The organism is Aquibacillus rhizosphaerae (assembly GCF_030282825.1).
Taxonomy (GTDB): Bacteria; Bacillota; Bacilli; order Bacillales; family Amphibacillaceae; genus Aquibacillus_C; species Aquibacillus_C rhizosphaerae.
Genome location: NZ_JASTZU010000063.1, coordinates 348,144 through 371,900, shown reverse-complemented (window position 1 = coordinate 371,900; position 23,757 = coordinate 348,144). Strand labels below are relative to the sequence as shown.

Below are 23,757 nucleotides of genomic sequence, written 5' to 3'. Positions count from 1 at the left end.
GGACACACGGGTCTGAAAAGGAACAACGAGCGAACCGGTAGCAACTGAATCGTCTCCATGCTAGTGAGCAATCACCTTTACTTTCACTTGGGAAGTTCACTATTTTAATGGTGAGCGGATGTCACGAGAGACATACCCTGATTTTTCTAAACAACAACGATTAATGTAATTGAATAATTATTTAATAAAAAGAAACATGCTCTATTTTGACTATGTTTCTTTTTTGTAGCTTTTATTGGACAAAACCTTGGATTCTCAAACCATCTTGTGACAATTTATATAAACATCCGATTATATGAACAATATATCGTACCAATAATTAAGTAACGTTACAAATAACCAAATCCAAAATCCCTCCTATTTAACTTACAAAAAACACCCTTGCTCATTTTTTCACAAAATATACACACTTTGTATCTTTATAAGTATATTTTTTATGTTATTATTTAATTGTGAAATGAATCACATTAATTAAACAACAACTTTAGGGGGAAACAAAGATGAAATTTAGATTATTTTTATTGTCAATTTTAGTCGTAGGGTTACTAGCTGCTTGTGGATCTGATGATCAAGCTTCTAATGAAGAAACAACTGAAGATGATGCAACAGCAGAAGAAGGTGAAGCTGATGTTGTAACTACTGCTTCTCTCGTAAATGATGCTGATGCTTTCGTTAACGCTGTTAGTGAAAATGGAACTTGGATTATCGCTACGCTTGGTGACGTAACAATTGAAGAAGATGTCGTTGTTGCTGGCGAATTCCATGACAAAGGGGACGAAGCTAACGATATTTATCGTAAAATTGCTCCTTATACACAGGATGAAGATCACAACATCACAGAATCATTCACAATCACTGTTCCTAAATTAACGGTTCAAAGTGAAAATTTAAAATTACAAGGTGGTACATTAGCTGGTGATGTTTACGTTGAAGCGAACGGATTTACTTTAGATGCTTCTGCTACAATTGACGGTAACCTTTACTTCGCAAGCGAAGATGTTCAAGCCACTGCTGTTATTGATGGTACGGTAACTGGTGCCAATGAAGTTGCAGCTGCAGAAGGTGAAGCTGATGTTGTAACTACTGCTTCTCTCGTAAATGATGCTGATGCTTTCGTTAACGCTGTTAGTGAAAACGGAACTTGGATTATTGCTACGCTTGGTGACGTAACAATTAAGGAAGATGTTGTTGTTGCTGGAGAATTTCATGACAAAGGGGACGAAGCTAACGATATTTATCGTAAAATTGCTCCTTATACACAGGATGAAGATCGCAACATCACAGAATCATTTACAATCACTGTTCCTAAATTAACGGTTCAAAGTGAAAACTTAAAATTACAAGGTGGTACATTAGCTGGTGACGTTTACGTTGAAGCGAACGGATTTACTTTAGATGCTTCTGCTACAATTGACGGTAACCTTTACTTCGCCGATGCAGATGTAGAAGCTACAGCAGTAATTGATGGAGAAGTTACAGGCACTACAGAAGTTCAATAATCTATGCCATACTTAAAAAGCAGTTAGCCGATTTTCAATTGATTAACTGCTTTTTTTATTTGTGGTGAGACTAACTACTTTTCTTCTCCCTTCTCTCATCTACAAAAATTCAGCAATTAAAAAAACCAGGCTAATTAAAGTCTGGTTTCCTCTCATTAATGCAGTTTAAGCCATCCATCTTGGAGGTGTGTCTTTGGACCAATATATTTCACCTATTGCATAATGTTCTTCAAAACCATCGTTACTTAAGTGATAATGAAAATTGAACCAATACCCTTCGCCAGGTCGATTATCGCGTCTAACATGAAACTTTGCAATATCTTGGTTACTACGATAATTATATAAATTAAAAATCTTTTCTCCATATCCAGGTGAAGGTTCTTCAGTGATTCCATAATATTGAAACTCATCTTCACCTACATCAGCTAATATCATCGAAACGACTTCTTCCATATTTGATAGAATGTTTGATGTAAAATCAGCTTCTATTCTACTTATAATTCTTGGACCTAATTTTGAAATTGTTTGGTTTTTAGCTTGTTCCACAATTATACTGGTTAAGTATTCGGTCGAATCTAAATCTTCTACAACTGATTCTTCTTCTGTTTCAAGCTCCGCAATTGGTATTAACTGATCATCATTTAAATCCGCGTTTTCAGAAAAAAATTCATCGCTTTGCGCATTTGTATTCAAATATGTTGGTGGGATGTAGACCCCTAAAGTCATAAATGTTATTAGGATAACGGATATTTTTTTAATCCACATTTTCATATAAATTACTCCCTATTATGTACTTATATAGATTTTACCACGATAATTTTAAAAGTCTATATTTCTATTAAATATTTAATGTAAGCGTAATATTTTTTCATACTTTTTACTAACTTTAATACTCATCATGTTTTTTATTCGATTTTTACGTGAACAGTATTATAGAAGGACTTAAGAAAGGAGAAATTGAAATGAGAATTTTAATATGTTTCCTTACAATAACAAGTCTTGTTCTTGTTGGTTGTAATCAAGAGGAGTCACCTTCAGAAAATAATACTGAAACACAAGAAGATAAAAACAACAATCAAGATCAATCAACAGATTCTAACTCAAATAGCGAACAAACTAATGAAGATGAAACAAGTATCCCAAACTTAACAAAAGAAAAAGCACAGGACATATTATCAACTTATAAAGAAACTTTTTCTGTTGAGACAACAAATGGAAATGTAAACAACTATGATACAAAGGAGGAATTATCTAATCACTATCAGACAATTATGTCTAAAGAACTAGCAACTAGTTTTATCAATGATTTCTATCGAATGGATAATGGTCAACTACAGTTACTTGCTACGGAGGCACCATCATGGTTAGATTCAAGTAAATCCTTTCAACTTGAACAAATAGATAACAAAACTTATCACGTTACACAGGAGCAAAGTAATGAATTAATAGGCCATCGAAACCTTATTTTTGAATTAATTTATAATGGGGATAACTGGATTGTTCAGTCAGTAAAAAGTGAAGATCTTGGAGAAATCTCAAAAGAAAATGCAAAAACAACAGTTCTTAATTTCACTTCTGAAGAGGTAGAAGTATCTTTCTCTCACGAGCAAAATAATAGATATGTTTACAAAGTAACCAACGATAAAAAAGAAACATGGTACAGTGTAGATAAGCTTTCCGGACAAGTAATGATGTCACAAACTGAAAATGGTGATCCAGTTGACTTAACTGGTATTAAAAACATGTCGATTGAAATTGTAGAGGCATTGGCTAATGAAAACCTAGCCAAAGTTTCAACGTTTGTTCATTCTGAAAAAGGATTACTAATTTCCCCTTATCAATATATAGAAGACAATGCAGTCAGATTCGAAAAAGAAACAGTGACTAATCTTTATAGTAACAATACTGTCTATCGATGGGGAGTTGAAGACGGAAGCGGTAAACCAATGGAATCAACTGCTAGAGAATATTTTGAACGGTACAAGGATTTTACCAATCCAGACAAAATACTCATTAATAACATCAAACAACGGGGAAATACGGTCAACAATATAAAGGATAAGTTTCCAAACTCTCACGTTGTTGAATTTCATAATACAGGAACAAAAGCAAATAGTCATATGGATTGGTCTAGTTTATATGTAGTACTAGAAAAGGGAGAACATGGCACGTTACAATTGGTTGCACTTGTAAGTGGTGAATGGACAATTTAACTAAGAAAAGCTCGGGGCGCCTTGCTCACCCAGGGGCAATAAAGACGAACATCTATGTGAGGCACTTTACCATAAAGATGTTCGTCTTAAGATTTCAGACGGGGGAGGCGATGAAGCTAGACATCTTTTACTTTTTCAGCTACTAAAATGACCTTTTTATAAATCGACGAGAAAGCAAAGTAACAGTTTCCTTCACTCATATAAAAGGATCTGTCACTATTCATTTTAGCTAGCTTGTTTTAGTTCTGCTTCTGCTTTTCTTCTATCCAATTGTGGTGTAATAACAAAATAAATCCACGTACCCATCAATCCTACACATGTAATAATAATGGACATCGTTAATGAAGAAAGGAAGGACCCTACTGTTACAGTAACCGATGCAATTAACATACCCAAGTTGAACTTTAATCCATTAAATGCCATATAAGAACTTCTTGCATCATCCGGAGGAATTGCTGCCATATACGCTTGTTCTACTGGTACACGAAACACTTCTCCAATAGTTAAAATCACCATAGTCAAAAATAGCAGCCATATACTATTCGAGTAGGAGATTACTGCATAGCCACAAGTAAACAAAAAACAACTCATAACTAGCATTGATCTGTCTTTAAATCTACGTGATACTTTTGTGACAAACAATGCCATCAATGCAACAAGAATAGTATTTTCACTACGCAAAAATCCCATCATTTTTACACCATCAATTTCCCAGAATAAAAATTGTTGAGTGGGCATTTCATCACTGAGACGAATACCAATATAATTTGTTAGCTGAAACTCCATCGACATCACCAGTACACCGGCGATTACGAAAAGAACAAACAATCGATCCTGTAACACGCTTTGGTAACTAGTAAATATTCGCAACACATGTTGATATACTTTTAAATTTGTTTGAGTATTAGGAATATAGCTTTCTTGAATAAATGCTGCGATAAGAAATACAACTACTGCCCCAACAATACTAAGTATTATAAAAAGTTCAAATAAATAGTCTTGATATAAAAATGCACCAATTATTCCTCCAATTGCGATTGACAGGTTATTTGCCCAGTACATAATGGAGTACATTAATTTCCGTTGTTCTGGTCTACTCACATCAATTAGCATTGCTTGATTTGCTGGACCCGCTAATGCCCAACAGACACTATTAACGGTCATCATGAAGAAGGTAACTAAGGAAGATTCAAACCATGGCGAATTACAAATCATCATCGTAACAAACGCCATAAATCGCAACACTTCTGCGAATAACATTATTTTCCTTCGACCAAATTGATCAGCAAAATAGCCACCAATAAAATTTACTCCTATACCAACTAATACATTTACAATCAACAAAAATCCAGCAACCTTAGCCCCAAAATGATAGGCTAAGTAAATTGCCATAAACGGAAAAATCATACTCCCCACGAAGCGACTTATAAATGATTCAATAATTCGAATTTGAACATTTTTATGAAAATCTCGAAACCTCATTCTTCTTTCCTTCTCTCTTCTACAAGTAGACTGAGAGAATATTATATAACTTCTAGGAATTAAATGGAAGTTTCTTAAGCGGAATTCTTAGCATTTTCCCTAGAAAGTCGAGTTTCCTTCTACCATTCTGTTAGTTAAAGGTTCTTTTTCGCTTACTCTGACTAAAAATTTTTTTTGCCTGTCAATCATACTTGAACTTAATTGGTGCTGCTAAAATCCTTTTATATTGTTTCTTTTTCTTTGAGAGATCAATACTCTGAATGAAAAGTAATGAAAATGCTTCCCATAAAAACACCCAACCACCAACTGTTAAACCCAATAAAACAATCTCTTTGACGAATTCGTTATCAACAATATTTTGCAAAAAGTAAGACACAATCGTAAAAAATAAAGAAGCTAAAATATAAAAAAATGATCTTTTTCTTCTGAAGGAAAATTGATTTTTAGTTATATATTTACAATAATTAAAATAATTCCTAATTCCTTGTTCAATTTTCTTTTCTCTTTCCATATCTTTTATCTGATTCTTTATATTAAATCGCAAAATAATATCTTTACTCTTTGCAATATCAGCGGAACATTCCTCCAAAAAGGATTTGAGGCTAGAGTCTAGATCTCTGATATTATATACAGAGGAATCCCAACTATTGAATATATCATCATAATCATTTAACGCTATTTCAATAATATATTTTCCCGTCTCTGCATCGTACGTATAAAATTGATCTAAAAAATTATGTGTTTTCATATTAATCCCCTCACCTTCAATAGTGTCTTTCTTAAATTCTAACAATTGAACGTATCTAAAAAAACCTAGGAGCTTTGAGAGATCTAATCCTTGAATCACATGTATAAGTATTGTTAAGCGCAACGTCATTACAAGAAACCACCCTTTACGAATACACCACTGCTAGCAAAGTTAAATCGCACGTTGATGATCAACATGCGATTCAGTAAACAGGAGATATCTATTTCACATCATTACGTATTTATTCAATCTCAAAATAGCCTCTTCTTCTCTACTATTATTTTTTCAACCACTCCATTAATTCCTTCTCCTGCTTCCATAGAAAGTGAGATTCCAATACGTACATCGCAGCTTCATTTTTGTCACCAGGCTTGTAATATTCAGGAACCTTATTAGGAACTTTAGTACTTCCAATCAGATATTTGATTACATGTGGATTTACATTCTTTGCTTGTTTCAAAAGCTTGTTCAATTTAGATGTAATTCCATTTAACAAGTATTCAATTAAAACATTGTTATAAGCACCGGATGCCATGAAATCTTCTGAAAATTTATCTAACAAATTCTTTGCTAACTGAAACTTTTTTGTACCTACATAAGCTAAAAAAAGAATGTCTCTTATCCCTTGGTTATCATTTTCATTTAGTTCTATCAACTCTTCCATCTGCTTGATAGCTTTTTCAAAATCACTAATTTCCATTAAAGTTACTGCGTAATTATATTTAGCTCTCATATATGGACGTGTTTCAACAAGCCCCCAAAACATTCCTTCATTTCTCTCAAAGAACTTTTTACCAAGATCTTGTTCGCCAACTTCCATACCAGTTTTATATTTTTGCAGGGCTTTTATTGGATTTGATTCTATATCACCTAGTATATTATACGCGTCAGGAGTATTAGGATATTGATTTAATGCCTGCTTTGCTAACCTAATTCTGTTTTCCTTATTGGTCGTTTCATATGCTTGATAGATTAAATCTTGTGCCTGTTCTCGCTTGGAACGTTGAACATTATTTTTGAGTTCTGGTTGATTAATCACTTCCTTTACATACTTGTCTAGTTCTTCGATAGAATCAAACTCTTTATCTTGTATCGCTTCCGTTGCTTGGCGCATCGTTTTCTCTATAGACATTCTTTCAAAAGGTTCTTCTTCTTCCTCCATTTGGTTCAGATATACGTCTAATTGATCCATTTCCTCGGTTAAACCATCTTCCAATTTCCGGTATGCTTTAGAAAGTGAAGTAACAGCTACTTGATAACTTTCTGCTAGTTCTTTTTGTGTGTACATCTCCAAGAGCGGAAAATTCGTATCCGCAAAGTAATGAAGTGCGGCTGCATAAACTGCGGGCTTACGGAAAACTGGATCTTCTTTTTGACAATATAAGTACCACAACATTATTCCTGTTTCCGTATATTCATTTGGATAATTATTCTCTTCATTCACTCGCTTTTCAAATATGTCAGCTACCATCTTATGGAATGGATTGCTCCATTCAAGTTGCGTGAAACCAATATTATCTTCTCCTGTGATAAATAGCTTCACATAATCTGGAAATGTGTGAACCATATATTCGTTTGGATCTATAAACTCACTTTCTTGAAAACTATCTTCTACCATTTCTATGATATCTTCAGCTTGTTCAGCTGAGAAATCAAGAAAAAGTGGCAAATAAGTGTGAAATTCTCCATAAGGAACCATAAATCCTAATAACAAACCATTCTTTTCTAACTCTAAATGTTCTCCAAAGTGGTGGACTTTTTTTACTTCCTTTGTAAATAAATCCTCTACCTCTATAGAGGACTTGCTTAGAACATCCCTAATAACTGAAAATGTGGGAGGTGTTCCCTTCCAATGCTCTAAATGTTTAAAAACAGATGGCCTGACTGATTTTTTATTTTCTTTTTCTTTAATAAAATCATTAACAATCGTACTATCGTCAATCTCCACTTGAAAAATAACCCACATAAGAAACAATACAAAAGTAAGCTCTTCTTCACCATCTTTGTCTCGTATATCTGTCTCCCCAAGCAGATCGGAAATTATTTCAGAAAGTTCAACTTCATAATTATGTTCTGCATAGAAAAAAAGTTCCTGTTGTAGTTGGTCTAATTCACTAGTAATCACACTATCTAAAGATACAATATTATTCATACAACATTTTTTATGTTTTTTGCCGCTGCCGCATGGACAAGGGTCATTACGTCCTATACTCATTTATCCCCCAACCTTTCTCATTTTTTTATTTTACTATATTAATTTTTTAAAAGTGTGTAGCAAGGGCATAATTAGTACACCTAACTTTTCTTTTCTACATTTAACCTATGAATACCTGCTTATAAAGGAGTCTGAGCAATCTAGATACAGAAAAAAAGAGTGGCACCTCCGTCACCGTTGGGCCACTACTATTCTACTTTAATTTTTCAGGTAAGGAAATAATGGATTCGATTAATGTGTTTAGTTTTCCTTCAATCCGATGTAACAAATAAAAGGTTACAGCCACAGGGAATCCAACGTCAGTAATTAATGATAACCATGTTTCCTCCACGTTTGGCCCTCCTTTCTAACAGTTTTTTCTATTTAAAAAGGGACGACAGATTGATCGCCCCTCCTAGATTAAACTTCTATATCAAATACATTACGTTCCACGATTCTGGCACTCTTTTTACTTACTAAGTCACCACCTGAAGAAAAGAAAGCATTTTGTGCAATTATTTCATCCATTGCTTGTTCAATAGCTGCTGAATCAGCAGGTTCAACTGGATTATCTAAAGATAATGTAACTATCTTTTCTTCTTCATTTAAAAATTTAAGCTCTAACGTTTTCAATTTGTTCACCTCCTCCTTGAATCTTAGCTTACACTTTACTCAACAGTAATTAACTCTGTGTCATTGCGTTTCACTGAATAAAGGGTAAGTTGTTGCAATGGTACTAATGCTGTTGTAACTGCTAATAGCTGGTCTGGAGTTGCGGAAACCTTAATGTTATTAAAACTTTTATTCTTGATAATCACTTTTCCATTTTCTAAATCAACCCCGTTCTCGAAAGCTAATTGAAGTCTTGAATCAATTGTTTGTGCTACTGCCATGTCATCCACCTCCTTTCACATTTATAATCGATCAAAATGAAAAGATAGGTGTCTAACTTTTATTAAAAAACTTTCGGTGGTAGGCGCAAGAGTTGGAAGTGACTGTTTCTGCGTGTTATCTACGTTCAGTAGATTATATAATTTCCTAGACTAATCAATTTCATAATACCAATTTTGTCGTCACCTACAACTATGTATTGTTGTAGGTGACTGAATAAGGTAATTATGAAATTGACTCAGACAATAAAAAACTCTAGGCATCATTCGCCTAGAATTTTTATTATACAAACGCGTAATTCACATCATAGTCTTTCAAGTCAAGTTCTGTTGCTTGTCCAATCGCAATATTAGCAAGCTCCCTGCCTAAGTATGGACCACTCGTTAATCCCGAAGCCCCCAGTCCATTTGCAACAATTAACCCTGTTGTATGTGGTACAGGGCCAATAACAGGTAGAAAACCAGGAGTGAATGGGCGAAAACCAACTTTTGTTTCCGCATACGTAGATGTAGCTAAACCTGGAGCTACTCGTAATGCTTTATCCAGAATCCCATGAACCCCACCCATAGTTACACGATAATCAAACCCTGCATTATCTTCATGTGTAGTGCCAATAACTACCTTTCCCCCTTCAAAGGTTAGCATGTATTGATTATAGGGTGGCATAACGACAGGCCAAGCACTCGTATCTGTATTTGGTATTTGCAAATGAATGATTTGTGCTTTTTGGGACGTAACTTGAAACTGCATTCCAAGTGGTGCTAACAATTGATGTGCCCATGCACCAGCAGTTACAATTACCTGATCAGCAAATAAGTTTTTTCCGTTAACACACACGCCCATTACCTGTGATTCCTCAAACAGGAGCGATGCATTACCACGTTCGATTTTGGCTCCATATTTTTCAGATGCCCTTATAAGTGCATCACGTAATGAAGCACCGTTTACCCGAGCCGCACCACCGATATGAACTGCACCAAACTCCTCTGATAACGGAGGAAACAGTGCTTTTGTCTCGGCGGGAGTCAATCTAGTAATTTCACCCATTTCAGGTGTGTTTTCTTTTCGTTTTAAAGCAGTCTCCATCTTTTTATCTAATTTCTCATCTGTATCAAATATATTTATTGCACCAACATTAGCGTATCCAGTATCTTTCTCACCAGCCTCCTCTAATTCTCGAATTAGCTTGGGATAATACTTAGCTCCATTTTCAACAAGACGATACCATGCTTTATTCCGCCGATTCGTAAGCCACGGACAAATAATTCCTGCTGCCGCTTCTGTCGCTTGTCCTAAATCTTTGCGATCTATAATTGCTACCGTTTCACCTAGCTTTGCCAAGTGGTATGCAGTCGAAGCACCAAGAATACCTGCTCCAACAATAATATATGAACCCATGTGTACAGCCTCATTTCTAATTCAACAAGCATCATGGCTTGTTACTTTTATAATTCTACATGATAAAAGAATAGGACTCAATCAATCATAAATCAATCATCTAATAGATGTGATTCTAAGATTAAACAAAAGAAGCATATTACTTAATGCAGAGCTTGTGTCTATGATACATTTAAATAATTACAAACTAGAGAGGGGAAGCTTTTATCAAATTAAGTAAACAGATTTCATTTTTAAAAGCGCTTACTTTGTTTCATGCAAGTGGAAAAGGAATTATTCTTCCCTTCCGTTATTTTTACATAATCAAAATTTTTCGTCTGTAGAAATTGGCACAATCATGGGAGTTGCACCTATGATTAGTATTATTGCCCAGCGGTTTGTAGGTTTTTTAAGTGGTAAATACAAAACGATTAAAGGACTACTTATTATCTTGTATTTTCTATGGAATATAATCATTTATTATTGCTTGGAATCATTGCGATTCTTTATACAATTCGTTGGTCAATGTACGGTTTCATCGATTCACCATTCGTAATTACACTCATGCAATTATCACAAGGTCACACTTTTGGACTATTCTGGCTGATTGCTTTACAGACAGCAGTAAGTTTCATTCCAAATCACATACGTAGCACAGGGCAAACGTTGTTAACATCAGTTTGTTTCGGTTTAGGAGGAGCTTTTGGAGGGACAGTAGGCGGCGCTATATTCGAACAACTTGGGTCACTGAATATGTATCGTATTATGGCAGGTATTACTTTATTAGCTTCTTTTCTCATATTTTCAACATACCGTTTATCACTAAAAAAGTAAGCAGTCCTTGAAAATGCAACACAGATAATCCATCAATAAATGTTTATATCATTGGAAGAAGCATATTGTTAATAATCACTAGTGCTACTATCGAGATAATCATCAACCCTACATCTGTTATACCAAGTTTTTTGTTTTCCGCCATGTTATAAAATATTATCTTCGTTAAGGACCAAAAAAAGAAAGTAATCATTGTTAGTTGTAAAGCAATAATCATTACTTTCCCACTAAATAGAATTTGTATGACAAATAATAAAATTGAGTAAATAGTTGAAATGGCAGTTTTTGTTTTTTTAAATTCTTTTGAGTTAAATAGAAATTTTTTTATAGTTGAAGTTTCTTCCATCTAAATCGATCCTTTACAGATTAGTAATTTACTATATTTTCCCATACCATTGGTTATCTGACAACTACTATAAGTACCAAAAATGGCACACTCTACATGAATAAGAGTGTGCCATTTCAATTTACTTCCATCAATTCTATTTATTTAATCTTTTTAAAATTTCTTTAATAAAAGCGGGTTCATCTTTTGGAGTACGTGCGGTAATTATATTTTCACTTACCACTACTTCTTGATCTTGGTAGGTTGCACCTGCAAGTTTGATATCGTCTCTAATCCCTACAAAACATGTTGCATTTCTATCTTTTAAGATATCTGCACTAATCATGACCTGTGGTCCGTGACAAATACCAGCAATTAGTTTTTTTTGTTCGTTTACTTCAGTCACAAGTCGTATGACGTCATCATTTACACGTAGTGTTTCTGGGGCCCCACCACCTGGAATTATTACTGCGTCAAAACTAGTACCCTTAGCTTCAGAAGCTGCGAAGTCAGTAATATATGTTGAACCATGTTTACCAATTAATGCCTCGCCATTTTCTAATCCAATTATCGTTATTGTGTGTCCCGCTTCTTCTAACGCTTTATAAGGGTTATCCATTTCAGAGTCCTCAAATTGATCTGCTAAAAGAAATGCTACATCTGCCATCTCGGGTCCTCCTAAACTCAAAAATCAATTTTTAATTCTTTTTTAAAAAAATGTTTTTACTACTTCTTCTTCACTATTACATTCTTTACATTTATAAACAATTGCTAATGCATCTTCACTTACAATATGATTTGTTTTTCTTCTACACTGATTGCAGAATCGCTGTTCTTCTATTTCTTCCATGGAATCACCACTATTCTTTTAGTTTCCTTCTACTTTTGGTTTAACCAAAAATCGAACATCTAAAACATGTCTTATAATCTATAACTTGGTTATGGTAAAATATTTTTAAAATAAATCAGCATTGATGAAAGGTGAACTTATGTACAATCAAAAAAGACTTAGGGATTATGGCGTTACGATTGGGCAGTTGCAACCAGGGCTTCATAACGCAATTACAGACGTAGAAGGTGTGACAGTCGGTCATGTAACAATAAGCGAACAAAATATTCAAACTGGTGTAACTGCGATTCTACCTCATCAAGGTAACCTATTTAAAGAGAAACTTATCGCATCTAGTCACGTCATAAACGGTTTCGGAAAAACGATGGGAATAATTCAAATCAGTGAGTTAGGTACACTTGAAACTCCTATCATGTTAACAAATACGTTAAGTATTGGTGCTACTGCTGATGGATTAATCGAATACATGCTTAAGAGGAACCCCGAAATAGGCCGTACGACTGGTACAGTGAATCCTATTATAGGTGAGTGCAATGATATGTTTCTCAATGATATTCGGTCACGATCTATTACAAAAGAACATGTATGGCAAGCAATTGAAAATGCATCCACGATGTTTAAGGAAGGTGCAGTCGGAGCTGGTCGGGGCATGTTATGTTATTCCTTAAAAGGCGGGATCGGTACAGCTTCTAGACTAATGAGTATGGATCACGGCACCTATACCATCGGCGTTTTAGTATTAGCTAATTTTGGAATTCTAAGTGACTTAACCATTGACGGAAATGCTATTGGAATGAACTTAAAAGAAGCGATATTGCAGTCAGAGGAGGAAAAAGATAAGGGATCGATTATGATGATTGTTGCAACTGATTTACCTGTTTCGGAAGAGCAATTAAATCGAATCCTGAAAAGAACCGTAACAGGACTATCACGAACTGGTTCGATAATTACCAATGGTAGTGGAGAAATTGCTATCGGGTTCACTACTGCAACAAAAATCCCTCACGAAAACACAAAACAAGTCCTATCTACAACGATGGTTCATGACGAAGATATCGATTTAGCATTTCGAGCTGTTGGAGAGGCAACCGAAGAAGCTGTTCTAAACGCGCTAGTTACTGCAACCCCTGTAATAGGTAGAGATGGTAATCAAAGACCTACTTTAAAAGATTTACTAGAAAAATTTAACATTAAATTAAAATAAATATAAAGCGCATGCGACTTCGAAACAATAAAAAAACTTGTTTCTGTGATGTCTTTCTATGAAGTATTCCTTTGTGCTCAACCTAGAGCAATTATGATGAACATCTATCTTGTCTTCTTACCACAAAGATGTTTGACTCGGGTAGGCGCTGGAGCTAGTCTCCGAATCTATATACTTTCTTAGCCTTTTAAAAATGGTATTGAGTTAAATCTCTCAATACCATTTTTCATATATAATTCGTTTATTCAGTTACCACTGGATCCGGATAGTCATACCCTTTTGTATCAACCGTTACTGTTTTCATCTTTTGGTCTTCTAATGGTTTATCATTCTTTGCTTCAACAGCAACGATTTCATCGACTACATCCATTCCTTCGATTATTTTTCCGAAGGCAGCATATTCTCCATCAAGATGCGTCGCCGCTTCTGTCATAATAAAAAATTGTGAACCAGCTGAATCCGGGGATTGGGAGCGTGCCATTGAGATAACCCCACGCTCATGGACTAAATCATTTTCATAGCCATTAGAGCTAAACTCACCTGGTATGGAATAACCAGGTCCACCTGAACCATTCCCTTGAGGGTCTCCACCTTGAATCATAAACCCAGGAATAACGCGATGGAAGATTAACCCATCATAAAAGCCATCTTCTACTAAAGATACAAAATTACTAACTGTATTTGGAGCAACTTCCGGGTATAGCTCGATTTGAATCTCTTTACCATTTTCCATGGTAATCGTTACGATTGGATTTTCTTCAACTGTAATCTTGGGTACTTCGTTTGATTGTTGTTCTTGCTCTTCTGCTACATCAGGTTCTGCTGATTGTTCATCTTCAGTATCTGTTCCACAAGCCGCGAGCGTAAGTAAGATGAGCAGACTGAAAACGAAAATAAATCCTTTATATTGGTTCATTTTTCTCCTCCTGATAACGATCTATGATACTTGATATATTTTGACAAGGTTTACGAGTGTATTTTACCATAGGATAAGATTTAAATCCTACCATTAATTTTTTAAGAATCCTTTTATTTAACTCCACCAAAAACAGCTAGTTCCATCCATTTAAAATAGCAATCAGCATGGTTAAACCCAATCTTACGCAACCAATCCACTTGGATATCAACTTTTTCAAGAATGTTATCATCCTTATCCGGTCGTTGAAAATATGCAGTGGCAACTTCTTCTCTATCTTGCTTATTATGGGTTGCTAGATGACTAATAAAAAGTTCGTCATGTAACCTTTCAAGCTCTGGTGTGGCAGATGCTGTATGCTCAACATTGATGAAGAGGCCCCCAGGGGCTAACAAGTCATATATTTCCTTATATAATTCTTTTTTTCTTTGATGACTAAGATGATGAATAGCATATCCAGAAATGATACAATCAACAGAGTTTGGATTAGCAAACTGTTTAATCGATTGATAAAGGTCACCATGAAATATCTCACAGCGCTGTTTGTATGGTTCCATATGTAGACGTGCAGCTTCGACCATGGGTTCGGAATGATCCACAAGAATAGCAGTGGATTCTGGATACGTTTGAAGTAACACTTCCGCCAAGATGCCATTGCCACAACCTAAATCCATTATTCTAGTAGGTGTTGGTTGAAAATGATTCACTACTTGTAGCATCATATTTGTTTGTGCAGCGCCAAACGGAACGGCACCTCGAACCTGTTCAAGATAATGATTCGTAATATCTTGCCTTTGCCAATGTGTGTTTGACATATCCCATTCCCCCTAGTTAAAATTTTCATGATAATACTTTGAATTTTTTCTATCATATATTACTTATCGCATTCAAACAACCCCTGTTAATTTCCCATAAAACATTTGATAATAGAAGGGTAAGCTACTAAGGAAAAATAAGGAGGGTTGTTCATGAAAATTGCAGTTATTGCCGATACACACATGCCTAAACGGGCCAAGCAGCTTCCTAAAAAGTTAATCGAAGACTTAATAAATGTTGATCTTATTCTTCATGCTGGAGATTGGCAAACGGAAGAGGTTTGGGAAGAGGTAAGTGTGTTAGCACCTGTAGAAGGCGTTGCTGGAAATGTTGATAACGATAAACTTCACAACCAATTGGGAAAAAAGAAAATATTTGATTTTCACAACGTTTCCATAGGCTTAATCCATGGGGATGGAAAGTCGAAAACTACTGAAAAAAGAGCACTAGATGCATTTGCTTTCGACGATGTGGATATCATAGTTTTCGGTCATTCACATATTCCCGTGTTAAAGGTCGTTGATGATATCCTATTATTTAATCCAGGCTCACCAACAGACAAGCGCAGGCAAGAACAGTATTCCTATGGCCTTATCGAAATAGAAGAAAAAGTAGTGCTAAAACACATGTTTTTTTCAAATAAATCCTCGATTTAGCTACTCTTTGGCCTGCGCATGCACTCACTTAAATCGAATTGAAAGCTGCGGTAAAAGTCATGCGCATCCTTTGTTGCTAGAGCAATATTCGTATTTTTAATATCTGGATGCTCTAAGAGACAACTTATCAACCATTTACCTAGCCCGCTCCCACGATAGCTTTCTAAAATTGCGACATCTAAAACCCATGAAAACACTACCGTATCTGTCACTACTCGTGCAAATCCAATTTGTTTGTTTTCATTATATAAACCAAAAGCTAGGGAATTCTCGATACTTTTTTGAATCGTTTCTATCGTTCGATCAGCAGCCCAATAGGTATTGGAAAGAAGCTGATGAACAAAAGCCACATCAATCAAATCTTTATTATCACTAATGACATAATTACCCTTATACCAATTCATTTAACATCCTCCATATACAATTTCTCATTCATTTAAATTAATAAAATAAGTACTTATAAAATGCAAAAAATTCTCTAAAAATAGAATAAAAGTCTCTCATCTGAAATATTTCGGCATGTGCTCCATATACAGTTTCGAATCCTTGTTTTTCAAAAGCTAGTTTCGACCTTGTAATATGATGATATTGTGTAATAACTGTTACTGTATCCAATTCCAATTGATACATAATTTTATTGGCATTTTCCGCTGTCATTAATGTGTTATAACCGTCACTATCCGTCGTAATGTTTTCTGTTGGAATACCTTCATTTACTAAGTAATTTTTCATCACTTCTGCTTCATCAAAGCCTTCTTTTCCAACACCACCACTTACGATTACATGTGAAATATAATTTTCCAAATATAGATCTATTGCTTTATCTAATCTAGCTCTTAATCTATCAGAAGGTTGTCCATCTAATTCCACTTTATTTCCTAGTACAACACCTACATCTGTTTCATTTAAATTATCGTTTAGACCATCTGCGACAATGACAATTGAATGAACAACGAACCATAGAATCATTAATATAATTAAAAATAAAACTATTTTTCTAAATTCGAATCGTGGTTTTCTATATTCCATGCTATTACCACCCCTATCCTAGGCAAGATCTTCTGAAAATAAATTGTATTTTGATATAATAATGATTAAATATACCTTTTCGTAAGTCTTTAATTGCGCAGTTGATAAAAAGTCTGCACTAAATATTCTTAACTTTTTGCATTTTTTCTAGTTGAGTGGTAATTACGCCGCTTTAGAAAAAAACTCGCTTTCCGTGGGGAACGCTTCAGTCTCCTCGCTCGCAAAGAACGCTCCCTGCGGGGCCTTCAGACTGTTATTTTCCCACTGGAGTCTCGCATTTTTTCTCCGCTCAGTATAGTTATTAAATTCATGAGAGAGGTGAGTCGTTCAAGAGCGTAGGGTATTTCTTTAGCCTAGTAAAGTTATAGTACTTTTTCTATAACGTCAGTAAATCAAAAAACAACTACTCACATTAGATTGTTGATTGGAGCATAGGGTAGTCGACTCCTACGGAAACAGCAAATGTTTTAGGGTGGGGCGAGTAATCGCAGTCCCACGAGCTGAAGATCCACTCAGAAGTGTTCTTCTTCTGAGTTAGCTGAAGTCCGTGCCCTAAGGTGTGCGACTGCCCCGAGCGGAAATCAACATAGTACTTAGCGCAGACTTTATATTTATTTAGTCAAACTGCATTCCTGTATAAAATATACTTTTATTAATTATTCATTTTAGCATAGTTAGAATAGGTGGTGGAATATATGTTTACAATAATTAACAACTCAATAAATAACACAATTTTACTTGTTGCAATATTACTCATTGTTGGTGTCTTAACAACGAAGTTCTCTGCTCGACTTGGTTTACCTTCACTTGTTTTTTATATCATTGTTGGTATGATACTATCTAATTTCATCTATTTTGACAATGCATCACTCACACAATTATTTGGCATTTTAGCATTAATTGTGATTCTATTTGAAGGTGGTATGCAAAGTAGTTGGAAAGATTTAAAAACTGTAATTAAGCCTTCTATCTCACTAGCAACCATTGGGGTATTGTTTACAACTTTAATTATCGGAATTTGTGCAAAAATGATTCTAGACGTATCTTGGTTGGAAGGCATGCTATTTGGAGCAATTGTAGGCTCAACCGATGCAGCAGCTGTTTTTGCTGTAATTGGAACTAAAAATATAAAAAGAAGACTAGTATCTACATTAGAAGCCGAGTCAGGTACAAATGATCCAATGGCCGTTTTTTTAACAATAGCTTTTATTACCTTAATACAAAACCCCGATTCAAATATACTTAGTATTTCATTAAGCTTTTTTTGGCAAATGGGATTTGGATTAATCACGGGGCTACTTATGGGTAAACTTACGGTTTGGAGTATTAATAAAATAAACCTGGATTCTTCAGGACTATACCCAATATTGGCATTAGCATTTGCGATATCAACTTATAGTTTTACTTCACTATTTAATGGTAGTGGATTTCTAGCTGTGTACACAATGGCATTACTCGTCGGCAATGCTGATTTAACTTTCCGACACTCCATCTTCCGTTTTAATGAAGGATTTGCTTGGATGATGCAAATTTTAATGTTTATTCTATTAGGATTATTAGTCTTCCCAAGTCAATTATCCGAAATTTTTTGGCAGGGTGTCCTACTTTCTTTAATGCTTATGCTTATTGCTCGACCAATCGGTGTATTCTTAAGTACCTTCAAGATGGGATTCACATTGAAAGACAAGATTTTCATTTCCAGTGCGGGTTTAAAGGGTGCAGTTCCTATTGTACTGGCAACCTATCCAATGCTCGCTGGAATCGAAAATAGTCAGTTGATTTTTAATGTAGTTTTTTTCGTTGTGTTAACTTCTGCATTAATACAAGGTATCTCTATCTCTCCACTTGCTAGTATTTTAGGACTTTCAGGTGGTGAAAAACTGACATCTCCGCACTCACTTGAATTAGTATCGATGGGACAATCTTCTTCAGAAATAATTGAGATACAAGTTAAAGAGAACAGCGTAGTAATAAATAAGACGTTATTAGAAATAAAGTTACCCAAACACACATTAATTACCGCTATCATCCGAGCAGACCAAGTGCTAACTCCTACTGGAAATACAGAAATACTCGAAGGCGATATACTCTATGTATTAGCACCAAAATCAAAGAGAAAGCAAGTTAACCATGCTTTTATGACAAAACAAGGTGAAAAGGGAGTGTAAAAAATGACAGGTACCACCCTGATAATTGACAGAAGGTACTTGTCATTTTTCTATATTTTAATAGGTTTAGATTCTCTTTTGTCAAATGTATAAATGTGGGTAAAACCTGCTTGTTTTGCCATCTCAAGTGCTTGTTTGAAATGAGCACCGACAGTTTTGGCATGATGTGAATCAGATCCGATTGTAAGTATTACTCCACCTAGGTCACGGTACAACTTAACTACATCAAAGGAAGGAAAAGTCTCTCCCAGTTTCGTATTGTTTAATCCCGAAGTATTAATTTCGATACCTATTCCTCTATCAATTGCCTTTTCTAAAATACTTGCAATACTAGATTTAAAGTCCCCAAAAGGATAGTTACCAATCGGGCCTATAGCATAACGTTTCATTAAATCAAAATGTGCAATAACATCTATATCAGCGTCATTTACAAGAGCGTAAACTTCGTCAAAATAATCTTTATACAAAGCATAAACTTCTTTATTTTTTAAATAAATTCTTAGTTTTTCATTTGCAATATTATGAACAGAACCAAGAATAAAATCAAATTCTAATCCATCTAAAGCTTGTTCATATTCAGTTTTCAGCAAGTGTGGTTCACACAGTTCAATCCCTGCTCTAATGATCAAGTCCTCTTGGAACTTATCACGGCATGCTTTAATTTGATTGAAATATCTTTTAAAGTCCATATGCCCATATGTAGGGGCTATTGGATTTACAGAAAAGTGCTCGGTAAAACAAATTTCATTGATACCTCTTTGAATTGACATTTCACAAACTTCAAACATATCTGCTTTTGAATCAAAGGAATTATCTGTATGGTGATGATAATCCATGACATACATCTTGTTTCCCCCTTATTAACACCTGCTTAGTATAATTAACTGTTTTTCAACCACGTTTTTTAAATTTACTACCTTTATTTTTGGTTCTAACTCGATTGATTAGGTTTTCTGTTTTATTTTTCTGAATTTCTGTAGTTTTTCTGTCTAAGCTTATATTTATGATATCACCATCTTTTTCAGAAAGTTCAAACCAGTCATGGATTTGACTACCACTTGGCAAATGATTTTTCGCTATCACGAATTGTTGGTTTATCTCCTCAACAATGATTACAGCATGTCGGTCATTTTCTATTCGATCTAAAAAGCCTTTCATTATTATATTATCCTCCTATACAAGCAATGCCTTCTGCTTTAATATCATCAATACGAGAAGGACCGATGCCTTTTATACTGCTCAAATCAGCCACAGAATTATATGGCCTTAAGTCAACTAAATTCTCAGCTCTTGCCGGACCGATATGAATAATAGCTTGTACTTCTTCTACTGAAGCTTCATTAATATTTACACATTGACTTGACGTATTCTCTTCAGGCTCATCCTTATCATCTTTATTACTCTCTTCTAGTTTACCAGATGAACTTTCAGCTGATGGTGTAATTGTCCCATCTTGTTTTGTTGCAATAGCATACTCAACACCATCAGTGGTTACAACAATTGTGCCATGTACATCTGTTCCATATAATGTTGCGCCATAGTCTTGAACTAATTCAACTACTTCACTAGCAGGATGACCATAATGGTTCCCTGCTCCTGCACTATAAACTGCAACCTTTGGGGATACAGCATCTAGAAAAGCTTTACTTGTTGATGTATTTGAACCGTGATGACCAAGTTGTAAAAACTCTGCGTCTAGATTCACTTCAAGATTCATCATTTCTTGTTCTTGATTCGTTTCAGCATCTCCCGTAAAAACAAATCCAATGGCACCGTATGTTAATTTAAGAGATATCGATTCTTCGTTTGGATTTCCAGTTATGTGTGTTGGGTGCAGGATATCTATTTGGAGAGAACCAACTTCGTATAAATCCCCTGCTCTTGGTTCATCATAATCAGCACCTGATGAGTCAACAGCCTCCATCACTTTTTCAAACGTTTCAGATGTACTACTATTTCCTGACAACCATACTTCGCCTACATCAAATTGGTTAATAACTTTATCTAATTGTCCAATATGATCAGCATCGGGATGGGTACCAATCGCAATATCAACTTCTGATATATTTTTCGTTTTTAAATAATTTACAACATTGTTACTGTTCCAATCACCGGCATCAATTAAAATCGTGTAAGAATCAAATTCCAGTAAAGTTGCATCCGCTTGACCCACATCAATATAATGTACTTTTAAATCCGGTAGGCTTCCTTGATTGGCCATTGCTTTTGAACCAGTTTCTTCATCGGTTCCTACATTACTTTTAGAAGTAGAGTTTTCAACCACTTCTTCTCGCGTTATTGTTTCTGTATCTATTTGTTTATCATCTGCTTCTATTTCTACCTCTTTATTCCCGTTAGTGGTCGTTTCTGTTTGCTCTGTACCACAACCACTAGCAGTAATAGAAAGTAACATAAATAAAAGGAATAATTGCTTTTTCATAACCTCTCCACCTCCATTATGCAATTTTAACATACAAGAATAGGTCGAAAATTCAATTTTCACTTATCATCTCTTTCTCAAATGCATAAAAAAGGAAACGACCTGAAAAAATAACTAGAGTGAAAGGAGATGTTAATATGAAAAATCTGTTCATGCTACTCCTACCCTTAATAGTTTTTAGCGGTATTTTGGTAGGATTCACCACCACACAAGAGGATCATGATGCGTTTAAAAACAACAACGGAGAGAATATAGTCAACAAAATTGAGACGATTCAAAACTCTGTGGAAGAATTGAGTAAAACACTCGTAAACAATAAAAATAACTTTCAGAAAATAAACCGAATTGGTTCTGAAATTGCTAACGAATGGGATGTCATTGATACTACCATTGAGGATCAATACCCTGATGAATTTACAAAACTTCATCGAAGCCTTTTTCCAATTATTACACTTGCCACCGAGGCGACTCCTTACACTCATAAGCTCAAAAAGCTAATAGGACCTGCACAGCAAAGCTTAGAAAGATTTCAAAAAAACATTTCTTCCTAATGCCTACATTCAATCTAAGTAAAATCCCCAAGCACTAAACTGCTTGGGGAAGAAATTCTTATAGTGTATCTTTAAGAAGAACATTTTGTCTTGCACTTTCCTCAGATGTCAATAAACCAATGATAATCATTACAATGAATCCTGCGATGGAACTAAATAACATCGCCAAATAAATGTTTGCTATCAAATTTTGTGTAGTTAACACTACATATAGAATTGCACCTGTTAGAAGTGCTGCTATTGCTCCGTAACGGTTGGCCTTTTTCCAAAAGTAACCAAGTACGATTGGAGCAAGCACACCACTAATAATTGTTGAATAACTAAACTGAATTAACAGTGAGAGTGAATCGGGTCGATCAAGCGATATGTAAAGTGTTAGTAACCCAACTACAACTAGTGAACCCTTAGCTACTTTAACAGCTCTACGATCAAGCTCGTCTTCTGAAAGCTTATTTTTAGACAATATTGGTGCAACCACTTTATATAAATCATTACCAATACTTGACGTAACACCTAAATACAAACTATCTGTACTGGATAAGATTGCTGAAATAATTCCGACAATCATTATAGCGGCAATGACTGGTGGAAATGCCTCCATAATATATAACGGTATCGCTTGGTCTGCACTACTTAGTGCAGGTGCTAACACACGTGCCGCTAAACCACCGATGACCATTAGAGTGGAAATTAAAAATAGCACTAATCCGGCCGAAATGGTAAAAGGACGTAGTTGTTCTTCCGTTTCTAGTGACAATACTTTATTTAATAAATGCGGCATCAGTACAAAACTAAATAGTAAAAATTGCACAGCCATAATCGCAAGTACACTGTTATAAGGACCTGCAGTGTTGATTGGCGAGATTAGTGCTGGGTCAAGTGCTTCTAGTTTTGTTGATAACGTACCGAATACATTTAATCCTCCACCAATCGTCCAAAATAAAGAGATAAGCACAAGTACAGAAGTAATGGCCATTAAAATCCCTTGTACTCCATCACTGACAAGTTGAGCAAATGCTCCACCCAACCCGATGTAAAGAATTGTAATGGATACACCGATAATAATTCCCCAAAAATAAGGAATACCTATCACAGTCTCAAAAATGGTTGCTAATCCTACATTTTGTCCAACAATATAATAAACATTAAATAGAATTAAGAAAGTAACTAACACTTGTAATACTCTGCTGTTATATCTTTTGCCTAACCATTCTGGCAGTGTAGAAACACCACCGAACTTCTTACCGTATCGCCAAAATGTCTTAGCAAATAATAAAAGCCCTATCCAAGATGCACCAAAGCATCCAAGTGTGTACCAAAGCACGGAAGTACCATATTGATAAGCTAATCCTGGAACCCCAATAAATAAATTGGCACTTGCATAGGTAGCCGCAAAACTTGCTCCAACAATCCAAGGACTAACACTTCCGCGTGCCGTAGCAAACCCTACCATCGACTTACTATGCTTACTCCCTTTTTTCCCTATCCAAAAAACAAAAACAAAATATGCTAATAATAATATACCAATTACCCATAAAACATACCCCGATAAAACTTCCATTAT

At 35.1% G+C, this 23,757-nt stretch carries 27 protein-coding genes; 8 read left to right on the top strand and 19 right to left on the bottom strand.

The features are described 5' to 3' along the window. Positions 1-500 precede the first annotated feature (500 nt). Positions 501-1,499 carry a hypothetical protein gene (locus tag QQS35_RS21935; protein ID WP_285934394.1) on the top strand — a complete coding sequence of 333 codons (999 nt, stop codon included), beginning with the start codon at positions 501-503 and terminating at the stop codon, positions 1,497-1,499. A 165-nt stretch (positions 1,500-1,664) separates the two neighbouring features. Here QQS35_RS21935 and QQS35_RS21930 read toward each other — a convergent pair whose 3' ends face one another. Next, positions 1,665-2,270, bottom strand: a complete 606-nt coding sequence (locus QQS35_RS21930) for a YpjP family protein (RefSeq protein WP_285934393.1) — start codon at positions 2,268-2,270, stop codon at positions 1,665-1,667. 191 nt (positions 2,271-2,461) lie between these two features. Between QQS35_RS21930 and QQS35_RS21925 the strand changes: the two genes are divergently transcribed. Further along, positions 2,462-3,712, top strand: a complete 1,251-nt coding sequence (locus QQS35_RS21925) for a hypothetical protein (protein WP_285934392.1) — start codon at positions 2,462-2,464, stop codon at positions 3,710-3,712. 225 nt (positions 3,713-3,937) lie between these two features. Here the strand turns inward: QQS35_RS21925 and QQS35_RS21920 are convergent, their stop codons facing one another. The 7 genes from QQS35_RS21920 to QQS35_RS21890 all read right to left on the bottom strand — a co-directional run bounded on the left by QQS35_RS21920 (position 3,938) and on the right by QQS35_RS21890 (position 10,425). Continuing rightward, positions 3,938-5,194, bottom strand: coding sequence for an MDR family MFS transporter (locus tag QQS35_RS21920; protein ID WP_285934391.1), 1,257 nt, complete (start codon positions 5,192-5,194; stop codon positions 3,938-3,940). Between the two features lie 181 nt (positions 5,195-5,375). Beyond that, the gene (locus tag QQS35_RS21915) at positions 5,376-6,071 is read right to left on the bottom strand and encodes a hypothetical protein (RefSeq protein WP_285934390.1); all 696 of its coding nucleotides are present in this window, start codon (positions 6,069-6,071) and stop codon (positions 5,376-5,378) included. 148 nt (positions 6,072-6,219) lie between these two features. Next, the gene (locus QQS35_RS21910; RefSeq protein WP_285934389.1) at positions 6,220-8,157 is read right to left on the bottom strand and encodes an SEC-C metal-binding domain-containing protein; all 1,938 of its coding nucleotides are present in this window, start codon (positions 8,155-8,157) and stop codon (positions 6,220-6,222) included. A gap of 193 nt (positions 8,158-8,350) precedes the next feature. Next, positions 8,351-8,488: a YvrJ family protein gene (locus tag QQS35_RS21905; protein WP_285934388.1), complete on the bottom strand. Its 138-nt coding sequence runs from the start codon at positions 8,486-8,488 to the stop codon at positions 8,351-8,353. A gap of 68 nt (positions 8,489-8,556) precedes the next feature. Beyond that, positions 8,557-8,769 (bottom strand): DUF2922 domain-containing protein, encoded by a 213-nt coding sequence (locus tag QQS35_RS21900; protein ID WP_285934387.1) that lies wholly within the window; start codon positions 8,767-8,769, stop codon positions 8,557-8,559. A gap of 35 nt (positions 8,770-8,804) precedes the next feature. Continuing rightward, complete coding sequence (locus QQS35_RS21895) at positions 8,805-9,029, bottom strand: DUF1659 domain-containing protein (RefSeq protein ID WP_285934386.1); 225 nt, start codon at positions 9,027-9,029, stop codon at positions 8,805-8,807. A 280-nt stretch (positions 9,030-9,309) separates the two neighbouring features. Further along, the gene (locus QQS35_RS21890) at positions 9,310-10,425 is read right to left on the bottom strand and encodes an NAD(P)/FAD-dependent oxidoreductase (RefSeq protein ID WP_285934385.1); all 1,116 of its coding nucleotides are present in this window, start codon (positions 10,423-10,425) and stop codon (positions 9,310-9,312) included. 337 nt (positions 10,426-10,762) lie between these two features. On the opposite strand from QQS35_RS21890, the gene QQS35_RS21885 reads away from it, so the two are divergent. Together QQS35_RS21885 and QQS35_RS21880 are read left to right on the top strand one after the other, a co-directional pair. Next, on the top strand, positions 10,763-10,960 hold the full coding sequence (locus QQS35_RS21885) for a hypothetical protein (protein WP_285934384.1): 198 nt from the start codon (positions 10,763-10,765) through the stop codon (positions 10,958-10,960). After that, on the top strand, positions 10,867-11,238 hold the full coding sequence (locus tag QQS35_RS21880; protein WP_285934383.1) for an MFS transporter: 372 nt from the start codon (positions 10,867-10,869) through the stop codon (positions 11,236-11,238). Before QQS35_RS21885 ends, QQS35_RS21880 begins: the two co-directional genes overlap by 94 nt. Before the next feature lie 43 nt (positions 11,239-11,281). Here QQS35_RS21880 and QQS35_RS21875 read toward each other — a convergent pair whose 3' ends face one another. The 3 genes from QQS35_RS21875 to QQS35_RS21865 all read right to left on the bottom strand — a co-directional run bounded on the left by QQS35_RS21875 (position 11,282) and on the right by QQS35_RS21865 (position 12,413). Beyond that, positions 11,282-11,584, bottom strand: a complete 303-nt coding sequence (locus QQS35_RS21875; RefSeq protein WP_285934382.1) for a hypothetical protein — start codon at positions 11,582-11,584, stop codon at positions 11,282-11,284. 136 nt (positions 11,585-11,720) lie between these two features. Beyond that, positions 11,721-12,230 carry a type 1 glutamine amidotransferase domain-containing protein gene (locus QQS35_RS21870; RefSeq protein WP_285934381.1) on the bottom strand — a complete coding sequence of 170 codons (510 nt, stop codon included), beginning with the start codon at positions 12,228-12,230 and terminating at the stop codon, positions 11,721-11,723. 42 nt (positions 12,231-12,272) lie between these two features. Then, entirely contained in the window at positions 12,273-12,413 is a 141-nt protein-coding gene (locus QQS35_RS21865; protein ID WP_285934380.1) for a hypothetical protein, read from the bottom strand. Between the two features lie 139 nt (positions 12,414-12,552). On the opposite strand from QQS35_RS21865, the gene QQS35_RS21860 reads away from it, so the two are divergent. Continuing rightward, positions 12,553-13,617, top strand: a complete 1,065-nt coding sequence (locus tag QQS35_RS21860; protein ID WP_285934379.1) for a DmpA family aminopeptidase — start codon at positions 12,553-12,555, stop codon at positions 13,615-13,617. Between the two features lie 241 nt (positions 13,618-13,858). Here the strand turns inward: QQS35_RS21860 and QQS35_RS21855 are convergent, their stop codons facing one another. Beyond that, a complete protein-coding gene (locus QQS35_RS21855; RefSeq protein ID WP_285934378.1) occupies positions 13,859-14,533 on the bottom strand; it encodes a peptidylprolyl isomerase in 675 nt (224 codons plus the stop codon). A gap of 113 nt (positions 14,534-14,646) precedes the next feature. After that, positions 14,647-15,348 carry a class I SAM-dependent methyltransferase gene (locus QQS35_RS21850; protein WP_285934376.1) on the bottom strand — a complete coding sequence of 234 codons (702 nt, stop codon included), beginning with the start codon at positions 15,346-15,348 and terminating at the stop codon, positions 14,647-14,649. Positions 15,349-15,501: 153 nt separating this feature from the next. On the opposite strand from QQS35_RS21850, the gene QQS35_RS21845 reads away from it, so the two are divergent. Next, positions 15,502-16,005 carry a metallophosphoesterase family protein gene (locus QQS35_RS21845; RefSeq protein ID WP_285934375.1) on the top strand — a complete coding sequence of 168 codons (504 nt, stop codon included), beginning with the start codon at positions 15,502-15,504 and terminating at the stop codon, positions 16,003-16,005. Here the strand turns inward: QQS35_RS21845 and QQS35_RS21840 are convergent. Both QQS35_RS21840 and QQS35_RS21835 read right to left on the bottom strand, forming a co-directional pair. Next, on the bottom strand, positions 16,002-16,409 hold the full coding sequence (locus QQS35_RS21840) for a GNAT family N-acetyltransferase (protein WP_285934374.1): 408 nt from the start codon (positions 16,407-16,409) through the stop codon (positions 16,002-16,004). The genes QQS35_RS21845 and QQS35_RS21840 overlap by 4 nt on opposite strands. A gap of 37 nt (positions 16,410-16,446) precedes the next feature. Beyond that, the gene (locus QQS35_RS21835) at positions 16,447-17,034 is read right to left on the bottom strand and encodes a YdcF family protein (protein ID WP_285934373.1); all 588 of its coding nucleotides are present in this window, start codon (positions 17,032-17,034) and stop codon (positions 16,447-16,449) included. Positions 17,035-17,729: 695 nt separating this feature from the next. Between QQS35_RS21835 and QQS35_RS21830 the strand changes: the two genes are divergently transcribed. Continuing rightward, positions 17,730-19,202, top strand: coding sequence for a potassium/proton antiporter (locus QQS35_RS21830; RefSeq protein ID WP_407933999.1), 1,473 nt, complete (start codon positions 17,730-17,732; stop codon positions 19,200-19,202). 50 nt (positions 19,203-19,252) lie between these two features. Here the strand turns inward: QQS35_RS21830 and QQS35_RS21825 are convergent, their stop codons facing one another. The 3 genes from QQS35_RS21825 to QQS35_RS21815 are packed head-to-tail and all read right to left on the bottom strand — an operon-like array spanning position 19,253 to position 21,642. Continuing rightward, entirely contained in the window at positions 19,253-20,047 is a 795-nt protein-coding gene (locus QQS35_RS21825; RefSeq protein ID WP_285934372.1) for a histidinol-phosphatase HisJ family protein, read from the bottom strand. 46 nt (positions 20,048-20,093) lie between these two features. After that, on the bottom strand, positions 20,094-20,360 hold the full coding sequence (locus QQS35_RS21820) for a DUF3006 family protein (protein ID WP_285934371.1): 267 nt from the start codon (positions 20,358-20,360) through the stop codon (positions 20,094-20,096). Between the two features lie 7 nt (positions 20,361-20,367). Next, positions 20,368-21,642, bottom strand: a complete 1,275-nt coding sequence (locus QQS35_RS21815) for an MBL fold metallo-hydrolase (RefSeq protein WP_285934370.1) — start codon at positions 21,640-21,642, stop codon at positions 20,368-20,370. 137 nt (positions 21,643-21,779) lie between these two features. Here QQS35_RS21815 and QQS35_RS21810 point away from each other — a divergent pair, with 137 nt between their 5' ends. After that, a complete protein-coding gene (locus tag QQS35_RS21810; RefSeq protein WP_285934369.1) occupies positions 21,780-22,193 on the top strand; it encodes a hypothetical protein in 414 nt (137 codons plus the stop codon). Positions 22,194-22,251: 58 nt separating this feature from the next. Here QQS35_RS21810 and QQS35_RS21805 read toward each other — a convergent pair whose 3' ends face one another. Beyond that, positions 22,252-23,754, bottom strand: a complete 1,503-nt coding sequence (locus QQS35_RS21805; RefSeq protein WP_285934368.1) for a sodium:solute symporter family protein — start codon at positions 23,752-23,754, stop codon at positions 22,252-22,254. Between the last annotated feature and the right edge of the window lie 3 nt (positions 23,755-23,757).

Bases quoted from the DNA above. Each gene is read 5' to 3' on its own strand.
- QQS35_RS21810 (WP_285934369.1), top strand. From the start codon at position 21,780: ATGAAAAATCTGTTCATGCTACTCCTACCCTTAATAGTTTTTAGCGGT.
- QQS35_RS21865 (WP_285934380.1), bottom strand. From the start codon at position 12,413: ATGGAAGAAATAGAAGAACAGCGATTCTGCAATCAGTGTAGAAGAAAA.
- QQS35_RS21850 (WP_285934376.1), bottom strand. From the start codon at position 15,348: ATGTCAAACACACATTGGCAAAGGCAAGATATTACGAATCATTATCTT.
- QQS35_RS21910 (WP_285934389.1), bottom strand. From the start codon at position 8,157: ATGAGTATAGGACGTAATGACCCTTGTCCATGCGGCAGCGGCAAAAAA.
- QQS35_RS21935 (WP_285934394.1), top strand. From the start codon at position 501: ATGAAATTTAGATTATTTTTATTGTCAATTTTAGTCGTAGGGTTACTA.
- QQS35_RS21815 (WP_285934370.1), bottom strand. From the start codon at position 21,642: ATGAAAAAGCAATTATTCCTTTTATTTATGTTACTTTCTATTACTGCT.
- QQS35_RS21860 (WP_285934379.1), top strand. From the start codon at position 12,553: ATGTACAATCAAAAAAGACTTAGGGATTATGGCGTTACGATTGGGCAG.
- QQS35_RS21840 (WP_285934374.1), bottom strand. From the start codon at position 16,409: ATGAATTGGTATAAGGGTAATTATGTCATTAGTGATAATAAAGATTTG.
- QQS35_RS21915 (WP_285934390.1), bottom strand. From the start codon at position 6,071: ATGACGTTGCGCTTAACAATACTTATACATGTGATTCAAGGATTAGAT.
- QQS35_RS21930 (WP_285934393.1), bottom strand. From the start codon at position 2,270: ATGAAAATGTGGATTAAAAAAATATCCGTTATCCTAATAACATTTATG.
- QQS35_RS21920 (WP_285934391.1), bottom strand. From the start codon at position 5,194: ATGAGGTTTCGAGATTTTCATAAAAATGTTCAAATTCGAATTATTGAA.
- QQS35_RS21825 (WP_285934372.1), bottom strand. From the start codon at position 20,047: ATGTATGTCATGGATTATCATCACCATACAGATAATTCCTTTGATTCA.
- QQS35_RS21925 (WP_285934392.1), top strand. From the start codon at position 2,462: ATGAGAATTTTAATATGTTTCCTTACAATAACAAGTCTTGTTCTTGTT.
- QQS35_RS21890 (WP_285934385.1), bottom strand. From the start codon at position 10,425: ATGGGTTCATATATTATTGTTGGAGCAGGTATTCTTGGTGCTTCGACT.
- QQS35_RS21895 (WP_285934386.1), bottom strand. From the start codon at position 9,029: ATGGCAGTAGCACAAACAATTGATTCAAGACTTCAATTAGCTTTCGAG.
- QQS35_RS21835 (WP_285934373.1), bottom strand. From the start codon at position 17,034: ATGGAATATAGAAAACCACGATTCGAATTTAGAAAAATAGTTTTATTT.
- QQS35_RS21875 (WP_285934382.1), bottom strand. From the start codon at position 11,584: ATGGAAGAAACTTCAACTATAAAAAAATTTCTATTTAACTCAAAAGAA.
- QQS35_RS21820 (WP_285934371.1), bottom strand. From the start codon at position 20,360: ATGAAAGGCTTTTTAGATCGAATAGAAAATGACCGACATGCTGTAATC.
- QQS35_RS21885 (WP_285934384.1), top strand. From the start codon at position 10,763: ATGGGAGTTGCACCTATGATTAGTATTATTGCCCAGCGGTTTGTAGGT.
- QQS35_RS21830 (WP_407933999.1), top strand. From the start codon at position 17,730: ATGTTTACAATAATTAACAACTCAATAAATAACACAATTTTACTTGTT.
- QQS35_RS21855 (WP_285934378.1), bottom strand. From the start codon at position 14,533: ATGAACCAATATAAAGGATTTATTTTCGTTTTCAGTCTGCTCATCTTA.
- QQS35_RS21845 (WP_285934375.1), top strand. From the start codon at position 15,502: ATGAAAATTGCAGTTATTGCCGATACACACATGCCTAAACGGGCCAAG.
- QQS35_RS21880 (WP_285934383.1), top strand. From the start codon at position 10,867: ATGGAATATAATCATTTATTATTGCTTGGAATCATTGCGATTCTTTAT.
- QQS35_RS21805 (WP_285934368.1), bottom strand. From the start codon at position 23,754: ATGGAAGTTTTATCGGGGTATGTTTTATGGGTAATTGGTATATTATTA.
- QQS35_RS21870 (WP_285934381.1), bottom strand. From the start codon at position 12,230: ATGGCAGATGTAGCATTTCTTTTAGCAGATCAATTTGAGGACTCTGAA.